This is a genomic window from Rhodanobacter sp. UC4448_H15 (assembly GCF_052978265.1).
The window spans coordinates 43,575-60,710 of record NZ_CM129665.1 but is presented as its reverse complement, the minus strand read 5'-3'; the positions used below and the strand labels follow the sequence as shown (position 1 = coordinate 60,710).

Genomic DNA, 17,136 nt, shown 5'->3' with positions numbered 1-17,136 from the left:
CGGCGGGTTTTCCTGGAGGAGTCAAGATCGCTGTTGCGGATGCTGTGGAGAGCGCAAGAGCAAGAGCGATCCCTGCCTTCGCAGGGATGACGTCATGGCAAGGGCACTCGCGCTACGCGCGAATGCGCCATGACCTCACTTGATCTTGCCTTCCTTGTAGATCACGTGCTTGCGCACCACCGGATCGTACTTCTTGAACTCGAACTTTTCCGGGGTGTTCTTCTTGTTCTTCTGCGTGGTGTAGAAGTGGCCGGTGCCGGCCGAAGAAATCAGGCGGATCTTGTCTTGCGATTTGTTGGCCATGGTGTGCTCCTCAGACCTTTTCGCCGCGGGCACGCATGTCGGCAATCACGGCCTCGATGCCATTCTTGTCGATCGTGCGCAGGGCGTGGTTGGAAACGCGCAGCTTGATCCAGCGGCTTTCGCTGGGGACCCAGAAGCGACGCTCATGCAGGTTGGGCAACCAGCGGCGGCGGGTCTTGTTGTTGGCGTGCGAGACATTGTTGCCGCTCTGCACACCCTTTCCGGTGACTTGACATACACGGGCCATGACGACCTCCCAAGAATGGCTTCGGTTGAAGCCGTGATTGCCACCCGTTGGCCAGGGCGGCATCGGCCCAGCGACGCGGTGCGCCACGCAATGCCGGAGGTGTTGCATGGCCCGGTCGCGTGGGTCCGCATTGCGTGGCGGACCACCCGGAGAACCGGGCCGACATGAGGCGAGCCGCGCATTGTCGCAGAAACAAGCGGTTGGGCGCAATCCTCGGACGCCCGTTCAAGGGTGCGGATGGGTGCGCCAGACGGGGATGTATGGAACAATCAGCCTCTTTGCTTGACCGCCCGTCTTTGAGAGGACCACCCGATGGCACAAGAGATCAACAACGACCAGGCCAACGGCCAGGCCAGCCAGCCGCAGCTGGTGATGCAGAAGATCTACGTGAAGGACGTTTCCTTCGAGGCGCCCAACGCGCCGCAGATCTTCCAGGAGATCGACGAGAACGCGCAGCCGCAGGTGCAGCTGAACCTGGGCCAGAAGGCCAGCGATCTGGGCAACGACCTGTATGAAGTGGTGCTCAGTCTGACCCTGACCTGCACGGTCGGCCAGCGCACGGCGTACCTGGCGGAAGTGGAGCAGGCGGGCGTGTTCGGCATCGCCGGTTTCGGCGACACCGACAAGGCCGGCATCCTGGGCAGCTATTGCCCGAACCTGCTGTTCCCGTATGCGCGCCAGGTGATTTCCTCGATGGTGCTCGAAGGCGGCTTCCCGCCGTTCCTGTTGCAGCCGATCAATTTCGACGCGCTGTTCGCCGAACAGTTGCGCCGTGGTGCCGGTGGCGACGAAGCCCCGGTGATGCTCAACAGCTGAGCTTCGGGCATGCCTGACAAGCCGAAGCTGACCGTGCTCGGCGCGGGCTCCTGGGGCACGGCTCTGGCCGCGCTCGGCGCCCGCAACGGCGTACCCACCCGGCTATGGGGCCGCGATGCCGACGCGCTGGCGCAGATGGCGCAGCAACGCAGCAATGCGCGCTACCTGCCAGGCGTCACTATGCCGGAGGCGTTGGGCTACGAGGCGGATCTCGGCGCGGCCGTGCGCGGCGCCGATATCGTGCTGATCGTGGTGCCCAGCCATGCGTTCGCCGCGATGCTCGACGCACTCGCGCCGCTGCTCGACGCGGGCACCGCGATCGCCTGGGCGACCAAGGGCTTCGAACCCGGTACCGGGCGTTTCCTGCACGAACTGGTGGCGGAAAAGTTGCCGGGCCGGCCGGCGGCGGTCATCACCGGGCCGTCCTTCGCCAGGGAGGTGGCCACCGGTCTGCCCAGCGCGGTCACCGTGCATTCGGACGACGATGCCTTCGCGCAACAACTCGCCGGCCTGCTGCATGCGCCCAACCTGCGCGCGTACTCCGGCGGCGACGTGCTCGGCGCCGAGCTCGGCGGCGCGATGAAGAACGTGCTGGCCGTCGCCACCGGCATCGCCGACGGCATGAACCTGGGCCTCAACGCCCGCGCCGGCCTGATCACCCGCGGCATGAACGAGATGCTGCGCCTGGGCGTGGCGCTGGGCGCACGGCCGGAAACGCTGATCGGCCTGTCCGGCCTCGGCGACCTGGTGCTGACCTGCACCGGCGACCTCTCGCGCAATCGCCGGCTCGGCCTGGCGTTGGGCCAGGGCGTGGCGATCGACGAAGCGGTGCGCCGCATCGGCCAGGTGGTGGAGAGCATCCTCACCGCCGACGAAGTGGCGCGGCTGGCCGCCAAGCATGGCCTGGACCTGCCGATCAGCGCCGGCGTGCGCGCCGTGTTGCACGGCGAGGTCACCCCGGCCGAAGGGCTCAAGGCACTGATGGCGCGCGAGCAGAAGCCGGAATATCCGCACGGGCTGTTCGGCAACGACTGACGCAGGACCGGCGGCGGGTGCCGCGGCCGTCGCCGCATCCGGCACTCGCGCTGCTAAGCTCAAGCATTTGGTCGTTGCTACGGAACGCATGCGGATGCCGCAATCGGACGAGAAGCAGCGCGTCGCCGGCCCCCCGGCTGGCGACGACGACACCTTGCCGCCGGCCTGGCGGCGGCTGCTGGCTGCGCCCAAACCCGCGGCGAGTGAGGACGGTGGCGTACTCGGCTTCTTCGTCGAAGTGGTGCCCGAGGAGGGCGCGGCGTTCGCCCGCGTCGACGTGGCGCCGGTACTGCTCAGCGTGGTCGAGCACGGTCGCTACAGCCGCCCGGTGCCGCTGGACAGCCGCCACCTGGTGCAGACCCCGCTGCAGCCGCACGAGCAGCGCCTGGCCGCCAGCGTGCTGGGCCTGCCGCTGAGCGTGCGCAAGAGCCGCAGCTATGCCCGCCTTGGCGGCCACGTCGGCGACAGCCTGCTGGCCGAGGTGCTCGATACCGCGCCGTGCTTTCTCGGCGGCCTGGCCGGCCTGCGCCTGTCGCGCGGCAAGTCGCACCCGCTCAATTGGCACTGGCAGATGGAGGCCGACGGCAGCCAGCGCCTGCTGCCGCTGCTGCCCAACAGCCAGCGCCTGCTGCGCGTCGACGCGCTGTGGTACCTGGACGCCGAGCGCGCGACCCTGGGCCTGTTCGATGCGCCGGCCGAGGAAACCCAGTGGCTGGAGCTGCCGCCGCTGAAACACGAGCATGGCCGCCGCCTGCGCAGCAAGCTGCCGAACAGCCGGCTGGCCACGCGCGTGCCGCTGCCGCAGGTGTTCGGCGATCTCAAGCGCTCGCAGCTGGCGCCCAAGCCGGTGCTGATCCTGCACGCGCTGACCCGCCACGCGCGTCTGGCCGCCGGCACGCCGCCGCTGGGCTATGCGCGGCTGGCCTTCGATTATGCCGGCGAGCGTTTGCCCGGCCGCGGCGGCGAGCCGCTGGTGCGCCGCGTGCGCAATGGCCAACTGGTCGAGATCACCCGCCGCCGTGCCGAGGAACTCACCGCGATGGAGCAGCTCGAACGCGTCGGACTCACCCCCGGCGTGGATACCGAGGGGCTGCCGTGGGACGTGGCCGAAACCCTGCCCGAAGACGCCTGGCTGTTCCCCGGCGCCGGTTATGCCGGCGCACTGGAGGTCAACACGCCGGCGCGCTGGCTGGCGTTGCGCCCCAAGCTTGAGGAAGAAAATTTCCTCGTCGAGTACGCGCCCAGCTTCCCGTTCGAGGTGCTCGAAGGGCCGGTTCGCTGGTATGGCCAGGCGGCCGAGGACGTCGACGACCACGCCTTCGACCTGGAGATCGGCATCGAGGTCGATGGCCAGCGCCACAACCTTTTGCCCGCCGTGGCGCAAGCGCTGGCCGAGCACCAGTTGACCCTCAGCCCGGCGGCGAATGAGCCCGACGATGCGGTGTGGTACGCCCCGGTCGATGCGCGCCGGCGCGTACCGGTGCGCCTGCGCGAACTGCGCGGCCTGCTGGCGCCGTTGGCCGAATACCTGGAGAAGCCGCGCAAGTCACTGCACCTGCCGCGCGTGCAGGCCGGCCGACTGGAGGAACTGGCCGCCGCCATGCCCGCTGGCGGCACGCTGCAGGCAGCCGAGCCGCTGCTCGGTTTCGCCGCACGCCTGCGTGACGCCGCCGCGCGCGCCAGCGATGCCGTGCCCGAAGGGCTTGCCGCCGAACTGCGGCCCTACCAGCGCGAAGGCCTGCGCTGGTTGAACGCGCTGGCCGAGGCCGGCGTCGGCGGCGTGCTGGCCGACGACATGGGCCTGGGCAAGACCCTGCAGTTGATCACCCATCTGCTGTCGCTCAAGCACGGCGGGGCGCTGACCCAGCCCGCGCTGATCGTGGTGCCCACCAGCCTGATTCCCAATTGGCAGTCGGAGATCGCCCGCTTCGCGCCGATGCTCAAGGTGCTGACCTTGCATGGCCCGCAGCGCGCGGAAGAATTCGACCAGCTCGGCGCGCAGGACATCGTGCTGACCAGCTACGCCCTGCTGCCGCGCGATGTCGCCGCGCTGCGCCAGCAGCCGTTCGCGCTGATCGTGCTGGACGAGGCCCAGCAGGTGAAGAACCCGCGCACGCAGGCACGCCGCGCGCTGCTCAGCCTGCGCACGCCACGCTACCTGTGTCTCACCGGCACCCCGCTGGAAAATCACCTGGGCGAACTCTGGTCGCAGATCGACCTGGCCGTGCCCGGCCTGCTCGGCGACGAAGGCGCGTTCCGCCGCCACTACCGCGTGCCGATCGAGAAGCAACGCGACGAGGAGTGCCAGCAACGCCTGAACCTGCGCCTGGCGCCCTTCATCCTGCGCCGGACCAAGGCGCAGGTGGCGAAGGAACTGCCGCCGAAGACCGAGATCACCCGCCGCGTGGTGCTGGAAGGCCGCCAGCGCGAACTGTATGAAGGTCTGCGCCTGTCGCTGACCGAGGAGCTGCGCGAGGTGATCGCCCAGCGCGGCATCGCGCATTCGGGCATCGTGGTGCTCGATGCGCTGCTCAAGCTGCGCCAGGTGTGCTGCGACCCGCGCCTGGTGAAACTCGAGGCGGCGCGCGGCGTGCGCGAATCGGCCAAGTTCGAGCTGTTGATGGACATGCTGCCCGCGCTGCTGGACGAGGGCCGCAAGGTGCTGCTGTTCTCGCAGTTCACCGGCATGCTGAAACTGATCGCCGCCGAGCTCGACCGCCGCCGCATCCGCTACGTCACCCTCACCGGCGACACCCGCGACCGCGCCGAGCCGGTGCAGCGCTTCCAGGACGGCGAGGTGCCGCTGTTCCTGCTCTCGCTGAAGGCCGGCGGCGTGGGCCTGAACCTCACCGCCGCCGATACCGTGATCCACTACGACCCGTGGTGGAACCCCGCCGCCGAGGCGCAGGCCAGCGACCGCGCACACCGCATCGGCCAGGACAAGCCGGTGTTCGTGTTCCGCCTCATCACCAGCGGCACGGTGGAAGAGCGCATCGAGGAACTGAAACTGCGCAAGGCCGAACTTGCCGACGCCGTGCTCGAAGGCGGCGGCAGCCGCGAGAAACTGCGCTTCGACGAAGCTGACCTGGATGCGCTGCTGGCGCCGGAGTCGGTTTCGTAGCCAGCGTCCGGAACGCCCCGCCAGTCAACGCGATGACAAGGAAGAAATCGTGAAACATCGGACCCTCCGCACGTGGCGCAGTGCGTTCTTCATCATCTTGGCGTCGTGGCTCGCTGGCTGCGCCCATCAGGATGTCGGTGAGGTTCGCGGTTCCAGCGTGGAAACCTTCATCCCGGCCAACGCCGAAAGTTATGCCATGTCCGAAAACCAGGGCTTCGTCATCGGCGAGCCCCTGGCGCCGCTGCAGTTGCCCAATTACCCCGCGACGGCGGACGCGCCACGCGGTGAGGTGGTCGTCTGCCTGGAGGTGTCGATTGATCGAGACGGCCTCGTTTATGCCAGCGCACCACTGACGGGCCTGCCCGGTTGCCCGGCGAGGATCGGCGACGTTGCCGCCGAATTGATGCGCAGCGCCAGGCAGGCGACGTCGTCGTGGCGCTTCGCCCGGTCCCGGCGATGCACCTACCCGCAGGGATACGACGCTGCGCAGGCGCCGGGTTGCGACGGTCCGGTGATCAAGGTCGAATTCGTGCCGATCAGGCTGGCGTTCCGGTTTCGCTTCACGCGCAAGGCGGGCAGCACCGGCAACGTGACGATGGATCGCCTGCGCGGCTGAAACCCGCCGCGCTCGTCGGTATTCGCCGACGGCAACGTGTCGGGGCCGGGCGTCGGCGAGGGTTGAGCGCTTCCTTGTTCGTCTGGAAGCATGCCCACAGCGCGTCATCTGGTATCCATCGTCCCTTCGACCGGGCGCGCCCCATGAGCAGCTCCTTGGCTTTGGCGATTGCGCCCGCATCGCCGCTGGCCTCGGTGGCCTGCAACTCGCTGCGCGCCTCTGTATTCAAGACCCCGGCGGCAGCCGCGTGCGCAGCAGCGCGTCGACCGACTGCTGCCATTGCGGCGAGCCCGGGTTGGATTGCGGGGCTTCCTCGCCCAGTTTGCGCTGCACGGCCTGGTTCCACTCGGGGGAACCGGGGTCGGGGCCGTGGCCCTTGTCGCTGATGGCGAGCGACTGGTCGACCCAGGCCAGCCATTCCGGCGAGCCCAGGGCGGGGTTGGCGGGCGCCGTCTGCGCTTCGCCAGGGGCTGGCGGCGTGGGCGCGGGCGAGCAGGCGGCGAGCAGCAGGGCGAGCGGGAGGCTGGCGATGAGGCGACGCATGGGACGGCTCCGGAAGAGGGCGAGGCCGGTTCAGCCTAGCGCCCGACTTGTTGCCGGTGATTAACTTTTCATGATGCGCGCCGCGCCGGTTCAGTGAAGCGCGGCCGGCTCAATCGCGCGCCGCCACTTCGTCGATGTGGCGCAGCAGGTCGGCGGGGTCCTCGTACACGCGGAATGCACCGGACTGCTGCAGCTCGGCCTGGCCGTAGCCGCCGGAGAGCACGCCCACGCCCAGCGTGCGGGCGCGTTGCGCGGCAAGCATGTCCCACACGCTGTCGCCGATCACCAGCGATTGGCGGATGTCCACGCCGAGCCGCTCGGCCGCTTCCATGAACAAATCCGGGTCGGGCTTGGCATGGCGCACCTGGTCGCGCGTGACCACCGGCACCTTCGACGGATCGATGCCGAGCGCCTCCAGGTTGTGCCGGGCCGTTTCCATCCGCCCGCTGGTGGCGATTGCCCACGGGATGTCCTGCGCGCCGAGGTAGTCGAGCAATTCGCGCGCGCCGGGCAGCGGCCGCACCGCGCCTTGCGCATGCATGCGGTTGAACGCCTCGGCATGATGCTCGCGCATGCGATCCAGTCGCTCGGCAGTGATCGGCAAAGTCGTCTCGCGCAACAGCATGTTGGCGAACAGGCCGCCGCTCATGCCGATCTTGCGATGGATCCGCCACACCGAAATGTCCAGCCCCTCGGCGTCCAGCGCCTGCTTCCACGCCAGCACGTGCTGGTAGACGCTGTCGATCAGGGTGCCGTCCAGATCGAACAGGAAGGCGCCGTCACGCCGTGGCATGGCTGCTCTCGCGCCGCGGCAGCAATGGCCGGCCCGAGTCCAGCACGGCCAGCGCGGCGCCGCCGAGCAGCCCCGGTTCCGGGTTCATGATCGCCTGGGTCGGCACTTTTTCCATGATGTCGCGGAAGCGGCCCTTGGCTTCGAAGCGTTCGCGGAAGCGCCCGCGTTCCAGCCACGGCAGCAGCACCGGGATCAGTCCGCCGGTGAGGTAGACGCCGTCCCACGCGCCGAGCGTGAGCACCAGGTCGCCGGCCACGCTGCCGAAGATGCCGGCGAAGGTTTCCACCGTGCGCGTGCACAGCGGGCAGCTGTCGGCCTTGGCCCGGGCGGTGATGTCTTCGGGCTTCAGGTCGGCCGGTTGTGCGCCGACCATGTGGCAGATCGCGTCGTACAGGTTCACCAGGCCCTGGCCGCAGATCAGCCGCTCGTTGGAAACGCGACCGTACTTGTGGTTGAGGTAGTCGAGGATCGCGATGTCCTCCGGCGTGTGCGCGGCGAAGCCGGCGTGGCCGCCTTCGGTCTGCAGCACGCTGCAGTGACCGCCGCGCACCAGCAGGCCGCCCACGCCCAGGCCGGTACCGGGGCCGACGATGGCAAAAGTCTGTTCGTCCTCGGCACCGACCACCGGCCGCGGCACCGTGCCCACGTCGACCAGGTCGTCGCCGTGCAGCAGCGTCACCGCCATGCTCTGCGCGGCGAAGTCGTTGACCAGGTGCACATGCTCCAGGCCCAGCGCCTCGGCGGTCTGGTGGGCCGAGATCGCCCACGGATTGTTGGTGACCTTCACCGTCTCGCCGTCGACGATGCGTCCGGCCGCGGCGACGATGGCGCGCTTCACCGTCAGCCCCGTTTCGTCGAGGTACTGCCGGGCGGTGGCCACCAGCGAATCGTGCTCGGCAACCCGATAGCGCCGGATGCTGTCGGCCAGCAGCGGGCGCTCGCGCGAGGTGTCGGCCACGCCGAAGCGGACGTTGGTGCCACCCAGATCGACGAGCAGGGTGGGTACGCTGCGGGACGGGCTCATGTAGCTTCCTGCGGAAACGGAACAGCAAGCGTGCCGCCGTTGTGCCGCGTAGTCCAGCGTTTTGCATCCGTACGCGCCGGAATGGCGATGCCGGCGGGCCGCGGCTGCGTGCGGGGCAAAGGCGTAAAATAGAGGGCTGCCGACTTGCGAGTACCGCCATGAGCTTTCCCGCCACCCGCATGCGCCGCATGCGCCGCGACGCCTTCTCTCGCGCGCTGATGCGCGAGCACACCTTGCTGCCGAGCGACCTGATCATGGTCGCCTTCGTGATCGAGGGTGAGGGTCGGCGCGAAGCGGTGCCGTCGATGCCCGGCGTGGATCGGCTCTCGATCGACGAACTGCTGAAGCTGGCCGGCGAATGCGTGCGCCTGGGCATTCCCGCGCTGGCCCTGTTCCCCTCGCCCGGCGCCGGGGTGAAATCGCTCGACGCCGCCGAGGCGTGGAACCCCGACAACCTGATGCACCGCGCCACCCGCGCGCTCAAGGCGAAGTATCCGGAACTGGGTTTGATCGGCGACGTGGCGCTCGACCCGTACACCACCCACGGCCAGGACGGCCTGATCGACGAGCATGGTTACGTGATGAACGAGCCCACCGTCGAGGCGCTGGTGAAGATGTCGCTGGCGCAGGCCGCGGCGGGCATGGATATCGTGGCGCCGTCGGACATGATGGACGGCCGCGTCGGCACCATCCGCGATGCGCTGGAAGCGGCCGGCCACATCCACACCCGCATCCTCGCCTACTCGGCGAAATATGCCTCCGCGTTCTACGGCCCGTTCCGCGATGCGGTCGGTTCCTCGGCCAACCTCGGCAAGGGCAACAAGCACACCTACCAGATGGACGTGGGCAACAGCGACGAGGCCCTGCGCGAGGTCGAGCTGGACCTGCTCGAAGGCGCCGACATGGTGATGGTGAAACCGGGCCTGCCGTACCTCGACGTGCTGCGCCGGGTGAAGGACGCCTTCGGCGCACCGACCTTCGTCTACCAGGTCAGCGGCGAATACGCGATGCTCAAGGCCGCCGCGCAGAACGGCTGGCTGGACGAAAAGGCGGTGGTGCTCGAATCGCTGACCGCGTTCAAGCGCGCCGGTGCGGATGCGATCCTCACCTATTACGCTGTGGATGCGGCGCGGTGGTTGCGCGAGTAGCGGGCTTGCCTTTCCTCCGCTGAGGAACGTCTCCGGAAACGACGAATCGGGCTTGCCATGACGGGTCGCGGAAAATACCTGATGGCCTCTCTGGCGGTGCTGTTGATTGCCGTGTTCTGCTTGTGCACGGCGCTCGCGGTCTGGGGGCGCGTAACCGTCCGTATACGCGGGCCGGCGAACACGCATGCGGCGGTGGCACCTGCCCCGGCGGGTGCCGCGTCTGTTCCTGGTTATCTGGTGGAGACAACCGGGATCGACGAGACGGGTACGCATACCGATCGCTTTCTCCAGGAGCCTGACTATGTCCTTGCCGCGTTTGGCGGCCAACTGCTTGGAGCGGATCGCGGCGAGTGGGGCGGAGAACTCGTGTTTCGCGATGTGGGCGGTACGGTGCATCCGGTACTCAAGGGAAACGTGCGCGGCATCGTGAAGATGCCGTTCGGGCTGATCGTGCTCACCGGATTGAACCATCTGGGGAGCGGTGCCGGTGCCATTTTTCGCGTGGAGCAGCACCGCGATGGCGAAGTTGTCGCCACGCGGAAGTATTCCCTCCGCGGTGGCCCGAATGATGCGCGTTGGACAACCGACGGCGATCTGGTTTTCTCGATCCACTATGTGTCTCGTGATGGCTTGTTCAGACGAACGCGTATGCAATGCCTGTTGCTGGATCGCTCGGGTGACCTGCGAAGGCTGCCCTGCCTGATGGTTGGTGGATGACCGTTGAGGCAAAAGCGGCCATGGCGAGCTGCTTTCGATTTCCGGCATGTCAGGGGGCGTCGGAACATGGACTTTCGGTCGCTCGCGACAGCAGGGTTGCGTTCGCTCTTTGATGCGGTGCCTGCCCTCGCGTAAGCTGGCCGATGGGGCCGCACAGCGGCCACAGGGGCGAACGAGGATGGGGGCGTTGCAGGATCATCCGTTGACGAGCGACCGCGCCGCCGGCTTGCCGGCGGCGGCGCGGGCGTTGCTCGCGCGTGCTTCCGCAGCGCTGGATGCGCACGACCTGCCGGCTGCCGAGGCGGCGCTCGATGGCGTGCTGGCGATGCTGCCCGATTGTGCCGAGGCCTTGCGCATGCAGGGGCTGGTGCGGCACGTGCGCGGCGATTACGTGAGGGCGGTGGCCTTCCTGCAGCGGGCGCGGGCGTTGCTGCCGGACGACCCGCTGGTGCGCATGAACCTGGCCACGGCGCTGTTCGCCGCGGGCGAGCCTGCGACGGCAATGGCTGGCCTGGAGCGATGCTGTGCCAAGGCGCCGGACTTTGCGCCGGCGTGGTTCAACCTCGGCAAGATGTACATGCTGCAGCAGCGTCCGGCCGGGGCGATCACCGCCTTGCATCGCGCGCTGGATGCCGAGCCCGGCCACGTGCCGGCGCGGATGCTGCTGGCGCAGGCGCAGGCGAGCCTGGGTGCGTTGGGTCCGGCCGGCGACAGTTATCGTGCGGTGCTGCGCCTGCAGCCGGACCTGGCCGATGCCTGGGTCGGCCTCGCCGATCTGGAGACGGCGTCGTTCGGCGCGGCCGACGTCGCGCATCTGGAACAACTGCTGCGTTCGCCGCTGGCCAGTCAGCGCGCGCGGGTGTGCCTGGGTTTTGCGTTGACCCGCGCGCTGGAGGACCAGGGCGACTACGCCGGCGCATTTCGCGCGCTGCGCAAGGCCAATGCGCAGATGTACCGCGCGCTGGCCTGGAAGCCGGCCAAGTCCCGCGCGCAGGCGCAGGCGATGCGCCGGGTGTTCGAGACGCGGCGGACGGACGCCATCGATGCGCGGCTGGGCGAGGGCATGGTGTTCGTGGTCGGCATGCCGCAGGCCGGGTCGCTGCTGACCGCGCAGGTGCTGGCCGCGCATCCGGCAGTGGCGGTGGTCGACGAATCGGATGCGGTCGAAGAGGTGCTCAAGGCCGAAACGCAACGCCGGCAGCAGCCGCGCGTGCAGTGGATGACGCAGGCCACGCCGGCGGACTGGCAGCGACTGGGCCGGGATTACCTCGCCCGCGCCGAAGCGGCACGCGGACGCAAGGCCTGCCTGGTCGACCGCACGCCGGGCAACTGGCGGCTGGTCGGGGCGATCCTCGCGATGCTGCCGGGCGCGCGCGTGGTCGACAGCCGCCGCCGCGCGCTGGAAACCTGTTTCGCCTGCTACCGGCAGTTGTTCCTCGACCGTCACGAGTTCAGCTACGACCTCGACCACGTCACCGGCTACTGGAGCGATTACGACGCGTTGTGCCGGCACTGGCGGCAGCTGTATCCCGGCCGCTTTCTCGAACACCACTACGAGGCATGGCGTGCCGAACCGGCGTTGCAGACACGTCGCCTGCTGGCGTTCTGCGCGTTGCCGTTCGCGCCAGCCTGCGTGGACGTGCATGGCGGCGGCGAGCGCCATGCCGGCAGCGTGGACGCGTTGATGCGCCGGGACAGCGAGCGCTGCGCCGCCTACGGCGTGGAGCTGAAGCGGTTGCGCGCGTTGCTGGGGATGCGCGCCGCCGACGCGTGAATGGCGAGGGCGGCGATCAGCGTGTGCTCGACACCGGCGCCGACGTCGAAGCGCTGCCCGCCGGCGCCTCCGCCGGGCACTGCACCACGCGACGCGGCGTGCCCGGGCCCGGGGTTGCGAGCGGCTGGCCGATCGCGCCCATGCGCCGCGCCAGTGGCACCACCGCCTGGTTGAGGCGCCAGTCGTAGATCACGCTGAAGGCCATCACGCGGGCCACGTATTCGCGGGTTTCCTTGTACGGGATGGTGGCGACGAACAGGTCCGGCGCCAGCGTGCCGCGTTCGGCCAGCCACACGTCGACGCGGTTCGGCCCGGCGTTGTAGGCCGCGCTGGCGAGCCAGGTCGAGCCGTCGAAACGCTGCGCCATCTGCGCCAGGTAGCGCGTGCCCAGCGCGATGTTCACCACCGGGTCGTACAGGCTGGCAGCGCCGTCCCATGGCAGGCCGGCGGCACGCGCCACCAGCGCGCCCGTGGCCGGCAGCAGCTGCATCAGGCCGCGGGCGTCGGCGCCGGAACGCGCGTCGCTCATCCACGCGCTCTCGGCGCGCAGGATCGCGTACGCCCATGCCGGATAGATGCCGGCCTGCTCGGCCTGCGGCACCAGGCCGTCCTGGCTGGCCAGCGGGAAACGCAGGTCGTACAGGCGCAGCGCGTCGCCGCTGCTGAGCGTGAACACCGCGCGGTCGTACCAGCCACGCCGGTTGGCCAGGTCGGCGGCGAGGCGCTGGGTGGCCGCGTCGGTGCCTTGCAGCGCGCGGTTCCATTCGCGCCGGGCCAGTCGCGGCAGGTCCACCGCGAACAATTCGAACGCGCGCTGCAGGGCGGGTCGGGCCAGCAACTGCTGCTCGCGCTGCGGATCGTCGGCCAGGCTCAGCGGGCAGATGGCGTAGTCCTGATGCAGGCGGTCGGCGGCGAGGAAGCCGAAGTAGGTGGCCTGTCCGGCCAGCGCGGCGTATTGCCGTTGCGCGGCTGCGGCATCGCCGGTGGCGGCGAGCGCACGGGCGCGGAAGTACTGCCATTCGTCGCCCTGCTGCAGCGACGGCGGCATCGCCGCGATCGCCGCCAACACGGCCGGCCAGTTCATCCGAGCCAGCGCCACTCGCGCGCGCCATTCGCGGGTGCTGTCGTCCTGCGCGGCGGCGGGCAGCGCGACGAGACGGGCGAGCGCGTCGTCGTCGAAGTCGGTGGCGTGGAACAGCGCCAGCGCGCGCAGGATGTCGTTGCGCTGCGCGGTGTCGAACGTCAAACGCGGCTGCAACTGCCGCCACGCGTCGTCGGCGCGGTCCACGTCGCGCCGCGCCTGTCGCACCAGCGCCAGCGTCGCGGCCTGCCGCGCGCGCGGCGTGTCGCTCCACTGCAGGGCCTTGGCCAGCGCCGCGGCCGGATCGCGCAAGGCCAGTACCAGCTGCTGCGCGTCGGCCTGCTGGGCGGCGGGCAACCAGCTCGCCAGGCTGGCGATGGTGCCGGCCTGCCCGGCGTCGGCGGCGCGGTCGATGCGCGTCCACAACCCTGCGGCGGTGAGCAGGCCCTGGCGCTGCGCGGCATCGAGCACCGGGTCGCAGGCGTCGGGCAGGTTCGGCTGCGACCACAGCGCGGCGAGATCGCGATCGAAATCCAGCGTGGCACCTTGCGCGAGCCTGGCTTGCAGCGCGTCGCAGCTCAGCGTGTCGCCAAGGCCCGCCTGGTACAGGGCGAGAAAGCCGCTCCAATCCTGCCGCCGCGCCAGCTCGCGCAGGAAGCTGCGGCGCAGGTCGGCGGCGGGCAGCCAGTCCGGATACTGCGCGAGGTAGGCCTCGACGGTGGCGCGGTCGACGGTGCGGATGTCGTGCTCCAGCGCCGCCGCCTGCAGGTAGGGATACAGCGGGTAGTCGTGCAGCGTGCCGGCGAGGGCGCGCCAGTCGTCGCCCTGCTGGGCCGCCGCATAGGCCTGCTTGAACGTGGCGCGTTGCGCCGGCGTCGGCTCGGCGGCCTGCGCAAGGCCGGTGAACAGGCAGGCACCGGCCAGCAGCAGGCCGCCCGCGCGTGCCAGCCGGGGAGAGGTGAAAGCAGGCATGCGTACTCCGCGATTCGATCTGCCCGCAGTGTAGTGGAACGCCCGCGGCCGCTTGTGTGGACCGGGTGAACACATGGCGCGCCCTGCTAAGCTGGCACGCTGATTCGTCGCCATCCACGGTTTGCCGCATGTCATCCGAAGCTGCGCCTGTTGTCCGTCGGGAGCCTCTGGCGTGGCTGGCCTTGCTGCTGGCAGCCCTGGCATCGCTGTACGGCTGGTGGGCGATCGGCCGGCCGGTGGCGTTGCCCGATGCACCCACCTCGCGCATCGCCTGCGTGTCGTATGCACCGTTCCGGCTGGCGGGCGAGTCGCCGCTGGATGCCTCGGCCTTCGTCAGCGCCGAGCGCGTCGACGCGGACTTGCGCGCGCTGTCGCAGCGCTTCGATTGCGTGCGCACCTACTCGCAGGGGCAGGGCCTCAGCGCGGTACCGCGGATCGCCCGGCGCTATGGCATGAAGGTGCTGCTGGGCATCTGGCTGGGACATGATCCCGAGGCCAATGCCGAACAGATCCGCCTCGGCATCGCCACGGCGCGCGCCTACCCGGACGTGGTGCGTGCGGTGATCGTCGGCAACGAGGTGCTGCTGCGCGGCGAGCTGTCGTCGGCGCAGCTGGCGGCCGATTTGGCGCGTGTGCGCGAGGCGGTGCCCGAGCCGGTGACCTATGCCGACGTGTGGGAGTTCTGGTTGCGCCATCCCGAGCTGGCCGGCTCGGTGGATTACCTCACCATCCACGTGCTGCCGTACTGGGAAGACCGGCCGGTGCCGCCCGAGCAGGCGGTGCAGCACGTGGCGGCGGTGTACGCGAAGGTGGGCGCGGCGTTTCCGGGGCGGCGCGTGATGATCGGCGAGACCGGCTGGCCCAGCGCCGGCCGCCCGCGCCAGGCGGCCAGCGCCAGCGTGGTGGACGAGGCGCGCTACCTGCGCGACTTCCTGCGCTACGCGGAGGAAACCGGCCTGCCGTACAACGTGATCGAGGCGTTCGACCAGCCGTGGAAGCGCACGCAGGAAGGCACGGTGGGCGGCTACTGGGGCATTTTCGACGCGCAGGCGCAGCCGAAATTCGCGATGACCGGGCCGGTGGTCGAGATGGCGCGCTGGTGGCTGGGCTGGCTGGCCGCGGCGCTCGGTGGCGTGATCTTCGCGCTGGCCGGCGCATGGCGACGTCGCCGGAACGGCTGGCGCAAACGGCTGGCGCTGGGCCTGGCCGGCGTGGCCAGCGGCGGCGCCGTCGCCTGGCAGTGCCGACAGATGTGGTTTGCCTGCCGCAACCCGTGGGAGTGGACGATCTCGCTGGCCGCCTGCGTGCTGGCCGTGTTCACCGCGCTGCGGCTGGCGCGCTGGATTGCCGGGCGACTGGCCGGCACGCCGCGGCCGGGTGGCCCCGGCGGCTGGCGCACGCTGTGGCTGTTCGCGCTGGCGTATTACGGCCTGCTGCTGGTGTTCGACGGGCGCTATCGCGATTTTCCGCTGGGCCTGTTCGCGCTGCCGTGCGTGGGCCATGCACTGGCGGGGTGGCTGTCCCGCGCGAGCGAGCGGGCGCGGCCCACGCTGGAACAGCGCTTCCTTGCCGCGTGCCTGCCGCTGCTGGGCGTGGTCGTGGTCGCGCAGGAGGCCGGGCTCAACCCGACCGCGTGGTCATGGCTGGTGCTGAACCTGCTGCTTGCCTGGCCGGTCTGGCATGCGTGGCGCGCGGGCGTCCGCCTGCAGGCGCAGCAGGCGCAGGCTGCCCAGTAGCAAGGCCAGCGCGCCGGCCTCGGCGCCGTACAACTGCATGGCGAACACGCCCAGCGCCGCGGCCAGCCAGGCCAGCGACAGGCGCCGCAACAACCACGCCGGCAGCAGCGCGATGAGCGCGAGCGTGCCGTAGACGTGATGCAGGAAGCCGAGCACCAGCCACGTGCGCAGCGTGCACCACGCGGGGCCGTGGCCGCTGCCGCAGAGCTGCCCGATCGCGCTGGATTCGATCAGCCCGAAGCGCAGCGCGGTGGCGCCCAGGCCCACTGCCAGCAGCGCCAGCCACCATGCCGCCGCGCGCCACGGCAGCGAGGTCATCGGTGCTTCCGCTTCGTGTTGCGGCCGCCGACGCCGGCGGGCAGGCGGATTTCCGCGGCCACCGGCAGGTGGTCGGAGAACGCCTGCGGCAGCGTCCAGGTTTTCTCCAGCTGGATCGCCTCGGAGGTGAGGATGTGGTCCAGCGCCCGCCGCGGCTTCCAGCTGGGAAAGGTGGGCGTGGGCTGCGCCGGCGGCTGCAGGCTGCTCTTGTTGAACAGCTGGCGCATCTCCGCGCTGCCCGGTTCGGTGTTGAGGTCGCCCATCAGCACGGCGTGGCGGAAATCCTGCAGCAGCTCGGCGATGAAACCGAGCTGGCGCGCGCGCGCCGGGGCGCTCAGCGAAAGATGGGCAATCATCACCGCCAGCGCGTCTTCGCCTTCGCCGAACTGCGCCAGCAGCGCGCCGCGGCCGGGGATGCGGCTGGGCAGCGGGTAGTCCATCACCGAGGTCGGTTCGAGCCGGCTGATCAGGCCGTTGGCCGAATGCGCCAGCCGCGCCACCGGCCGGTTGGGCTGGTGGCTCCAGAACGGCAGGCCGGAGGTCTCGGCGAGGTAACGGGTCTGGTTGAGGAAGCCCGAGCGCAGGCTGCCGGCGTCGGCTTCCTGCAGGCCGATCACGTCGAAGCCGGCCAGCACCTCGGCCAGGCGGTCGAGGTTGTCCATCTTGCTGCGTCCGGGCAGCACCGCGTTGAGGCTGCGGGTCAGGTAGTCGCGGTAATGCGCCACGCTGGCGCCGGCCAGGATGTTGCAGCTGAGCAGGCGCAGGCGACGCTCGGCAGGTGCGGTGGCAGGGGTGGCGGCACGGTTCATGGCAGCACGCGGCAGAAGAGGGGAGCGGATGCCTTCAGCAGCCGGCCTGGCCACCCGCCCGAGCTGCAGCATGCGCGCCGCCG

16 protein-coding genes are annotated in these 17,136 nt (G+C 69.9%); 8 read left to right on the top strand and 8 right to left on the bottom strand.

Annotated features, from left to right (window positions below; translation table 11 throughout):
• Positions 1 to 135 precede the first annotated feature (135 nt).
• A complete protein-coding gene (rpmG, locus tag ACVCMI_RS00240) occupies positions 136 to 303 on the bottom strand; it encodes a 50S ribosomal protein L33 (protein ID WP_136258933.1) in 168 nt (55 codons plus the stop codon).
• A gap of 10 nt (positions 304 to 313) precedes the next feature.
• The gene (gene rpmB, locus ACVCMI_RS00235) at positions 314 to 550 is read right to left on the bottom strand and encodes a 50S ribosomal protein L28 (RefSeq protein ID WP_136258932.1); all 237 of its coding nucleotides are present in this window, start codon (positions 548 to 550) and stop codon (positions 314 to 316) included.
• 312 nt (positions 551 to 862) lie between these two features.
• On the opposite strand from rpmB, the gene secB reads away from it, so the two are divergent.
• The 4 genes from secB to ACVCMI_RS00215 all read left to right on the top strand — a co-directional run bounded on the left by secB (position 863) and on the right by ACVCMI_RS00215 (position 6,138).
• Positions 863 to 1,366 carry a protein-export chaperone SecB gene (gene secB, locus ACVCMI_RS00230; RefSeq protein WP_395120425.1) on the top strand — a complete coding sequence of 168 codons (504 nt, stop codon included), beginning with the start codon at positions 863 to 865 and terminating at the stop codon, positions 1,364 to 1,366.
• A gap of 9 nt (positions 1,367 to 1,375) precedes the next feature.
• Entirely contained in the window at positions 1,376 to 2,401 is a 1,026-nt protein-coding gene (locus ACVCMI_RS00225) for an NAD(P)H-dependent glycerol-3-phosphate dehydrogenase (protein ID WP_395120424.1), read from the top strand.
• A gap of 94 nt (positions 2,402 to 2,495) precedes the next feature.
• Complete coding sequence (locus tag ACVCMI_RS00220; protein ID WP_447097893.1) at positions 2,496 to 5,522, top strand: DEAD/DEAH box helicase; 3,027 nt, start codon at positions 2,496 to 2,498, stop codon at positions 5,520 to 5,522.
• Positions 5,523 to 5,571: 49 nt separating this feature from the next.
• The gene (locus ACVCMI_RS00215) at positions 5,572 to 6,138 is read left to right on the top strand and encodes a hypothetical protein (RefSeq protein WP_447097894.1); all 567 of its coding nucleotides are present in this window, start codon (positions 5,572 to 5,574) and stop codon (positions 6,136 to 6,138) included.
• A 225-nt stretch (positions 6,139 to 6,363) separates the two neighbouring features.
• Here ACVCMI_RS00215 and ACVCMI_RS00210 read toward each other — a convergent pair whose 3' ends face one another.
• From ACVCMI_RS00210 to glk, 3 genes are all read right to left on the bottom strand, one after another.
• Positions 6,364 to 6,681 carry a hypothetical protein gene (locus ACVCMI_RS00210; protein WP_447097895.1) on the bottom strand — a complete coding sequence of 106 codons (318 nt, stop codon included), beginning with the start codon at positions 6,679 to 6,681 and terminating at the stop codon, positions 6,364 to 6,366.
• Between the two features lie 109 nt (positions 6,682 to 6,790).
• Positions 6,791 to 7,474 (bottom strand): HAD family hydrolase, encoded by a 684-nt coding sequence (locus tag ACVCMI_RS00205; RefSeq protein WP_395120418.1) that lies wholly within the window; start codon positions 7,472 to 7,474, stop codon positions 6,791 to 6,793.
• Entirely contained in the window at positions 7,461 to 8,498 is a 1,038-nt protein-coding gene (glk, locus tag ACVCMI_RS00200; protein WP_395120417.1) for a glucokinase, read from the bottom strand. Before glk ends, ACVCMI_RS00205 begins: the two co-directional genes overlap by 14 nt.
• A gap of 158 nt (positions 8,499 to 8,656) precedes the next feature.
• Here glk and hemB point away from each other — a divergent pair, with 158 nt between their 5' ends.
• The 3 genes from hemB (at position 8,657) to ACVCMI_RS00185 (ending at position 12,137) form a co-directional block, all read left to right on the top strand.
• On the top strand, positions 8,657 to 9,646 hold the full coding sequence (hemB, locus tag ACVCMI_RS00195) for a porphobilinogen synthase (RefSeq protein WP_447097896.1): 990 nt from the start codon (positions 8,657 to 8,659) through the stop codon (positions 9,644 to 9,646).
• Positions 9,647 to 9,727: 81 nt separating this feature from the next.
• Positions 9,728 to 10,363, top strand: coding sequence for a hypothetical protein (locus tag ACVCMI_RS00190; RefSeq protein WP_447097897.1), 636 nt, complete (start codon positions 9,728 to 9,730; stop codon positions 10,361 to 10,363).
• Positions 10,364 to 10,565: 202 nt separating this feature from the next.
• Positions 10,566 to 12,137, top strand: coding sequence for a sulfotransferase (locus ACVCMI_RS00185; RefSeq protein WP_447097898.1), 1,572 nt, complete (start codon positions 10,566 to 10,568; stop codon positions 12,135 to 12,137).
• A gap of 16 nt (positions 12,138 to 12,153) precedes the next feature.
• Here ACVCMI_RS00185 and ACVCMI_RS00180 read toward each other — a convergent pair whose 3' ends face one another.
• Positions 12,154 to 14,190, bottom strand: coding sequence for a transglycosylase SLT domain-containing protein (locus ACVCMI_RS00180; protein ID WP_447097899.1), 2,037 nt, complete (start codon positions 14,188 to 14,190; stop codon positions 12,154 to 12,156).
• 128 nt (positions 14,191 to 14,318) lie between these two features.
• On the opposite strand from ACVCMI_RS00180, the gene ACVCMI_RS00175 reads away from it, so the two are divergent.
• Positions 14,319 to 15,926, top strand: coding sequence for a glycoside hydrolase family 17 protein (locus ACVCMI_RS00175; RefSeq protein ID WP_447097900.1), 1,608 nt, complete (start codon positions 14,319 to 14,321; stop codon positions 15,924 to 15,926).
• On the opposite strand, the gene ACVCMI_RS00170 is transcribed toward ACVCMI_RS00175, so the two are convergent.
• A complete protein-coding gene (locus tag ACVCMI_RS00170) occupies positions 15,828 to 16,244 on the bottom strand; it encodes a hypothetical protein (protein ID WP_395120410.1) in 417 nt (138 codons plus the stop codon). The two genes, ACVCMI_RS00175 and ACVCMI_RS00170, sit on opposite strands and share 99 nt — an antisense overlap.
• Entirely contained in the window at positions 16,241 to 17,053 is an 813-nt protein-coding gene (locus tag ACVCMI_RS00165; RefSeq protein WP_447097901.1) for an endonuclease/exonuclease/phosphatase family protein, read from the bottom strand. The genes ACVCMI_RS00170 and ACVCMI_RS00165 overlap by 4 nt, the downstream gene beginning before the upstream one ends.
• Positions 17,054 to 17,136 lie beyond the last annotated feature (83 nt).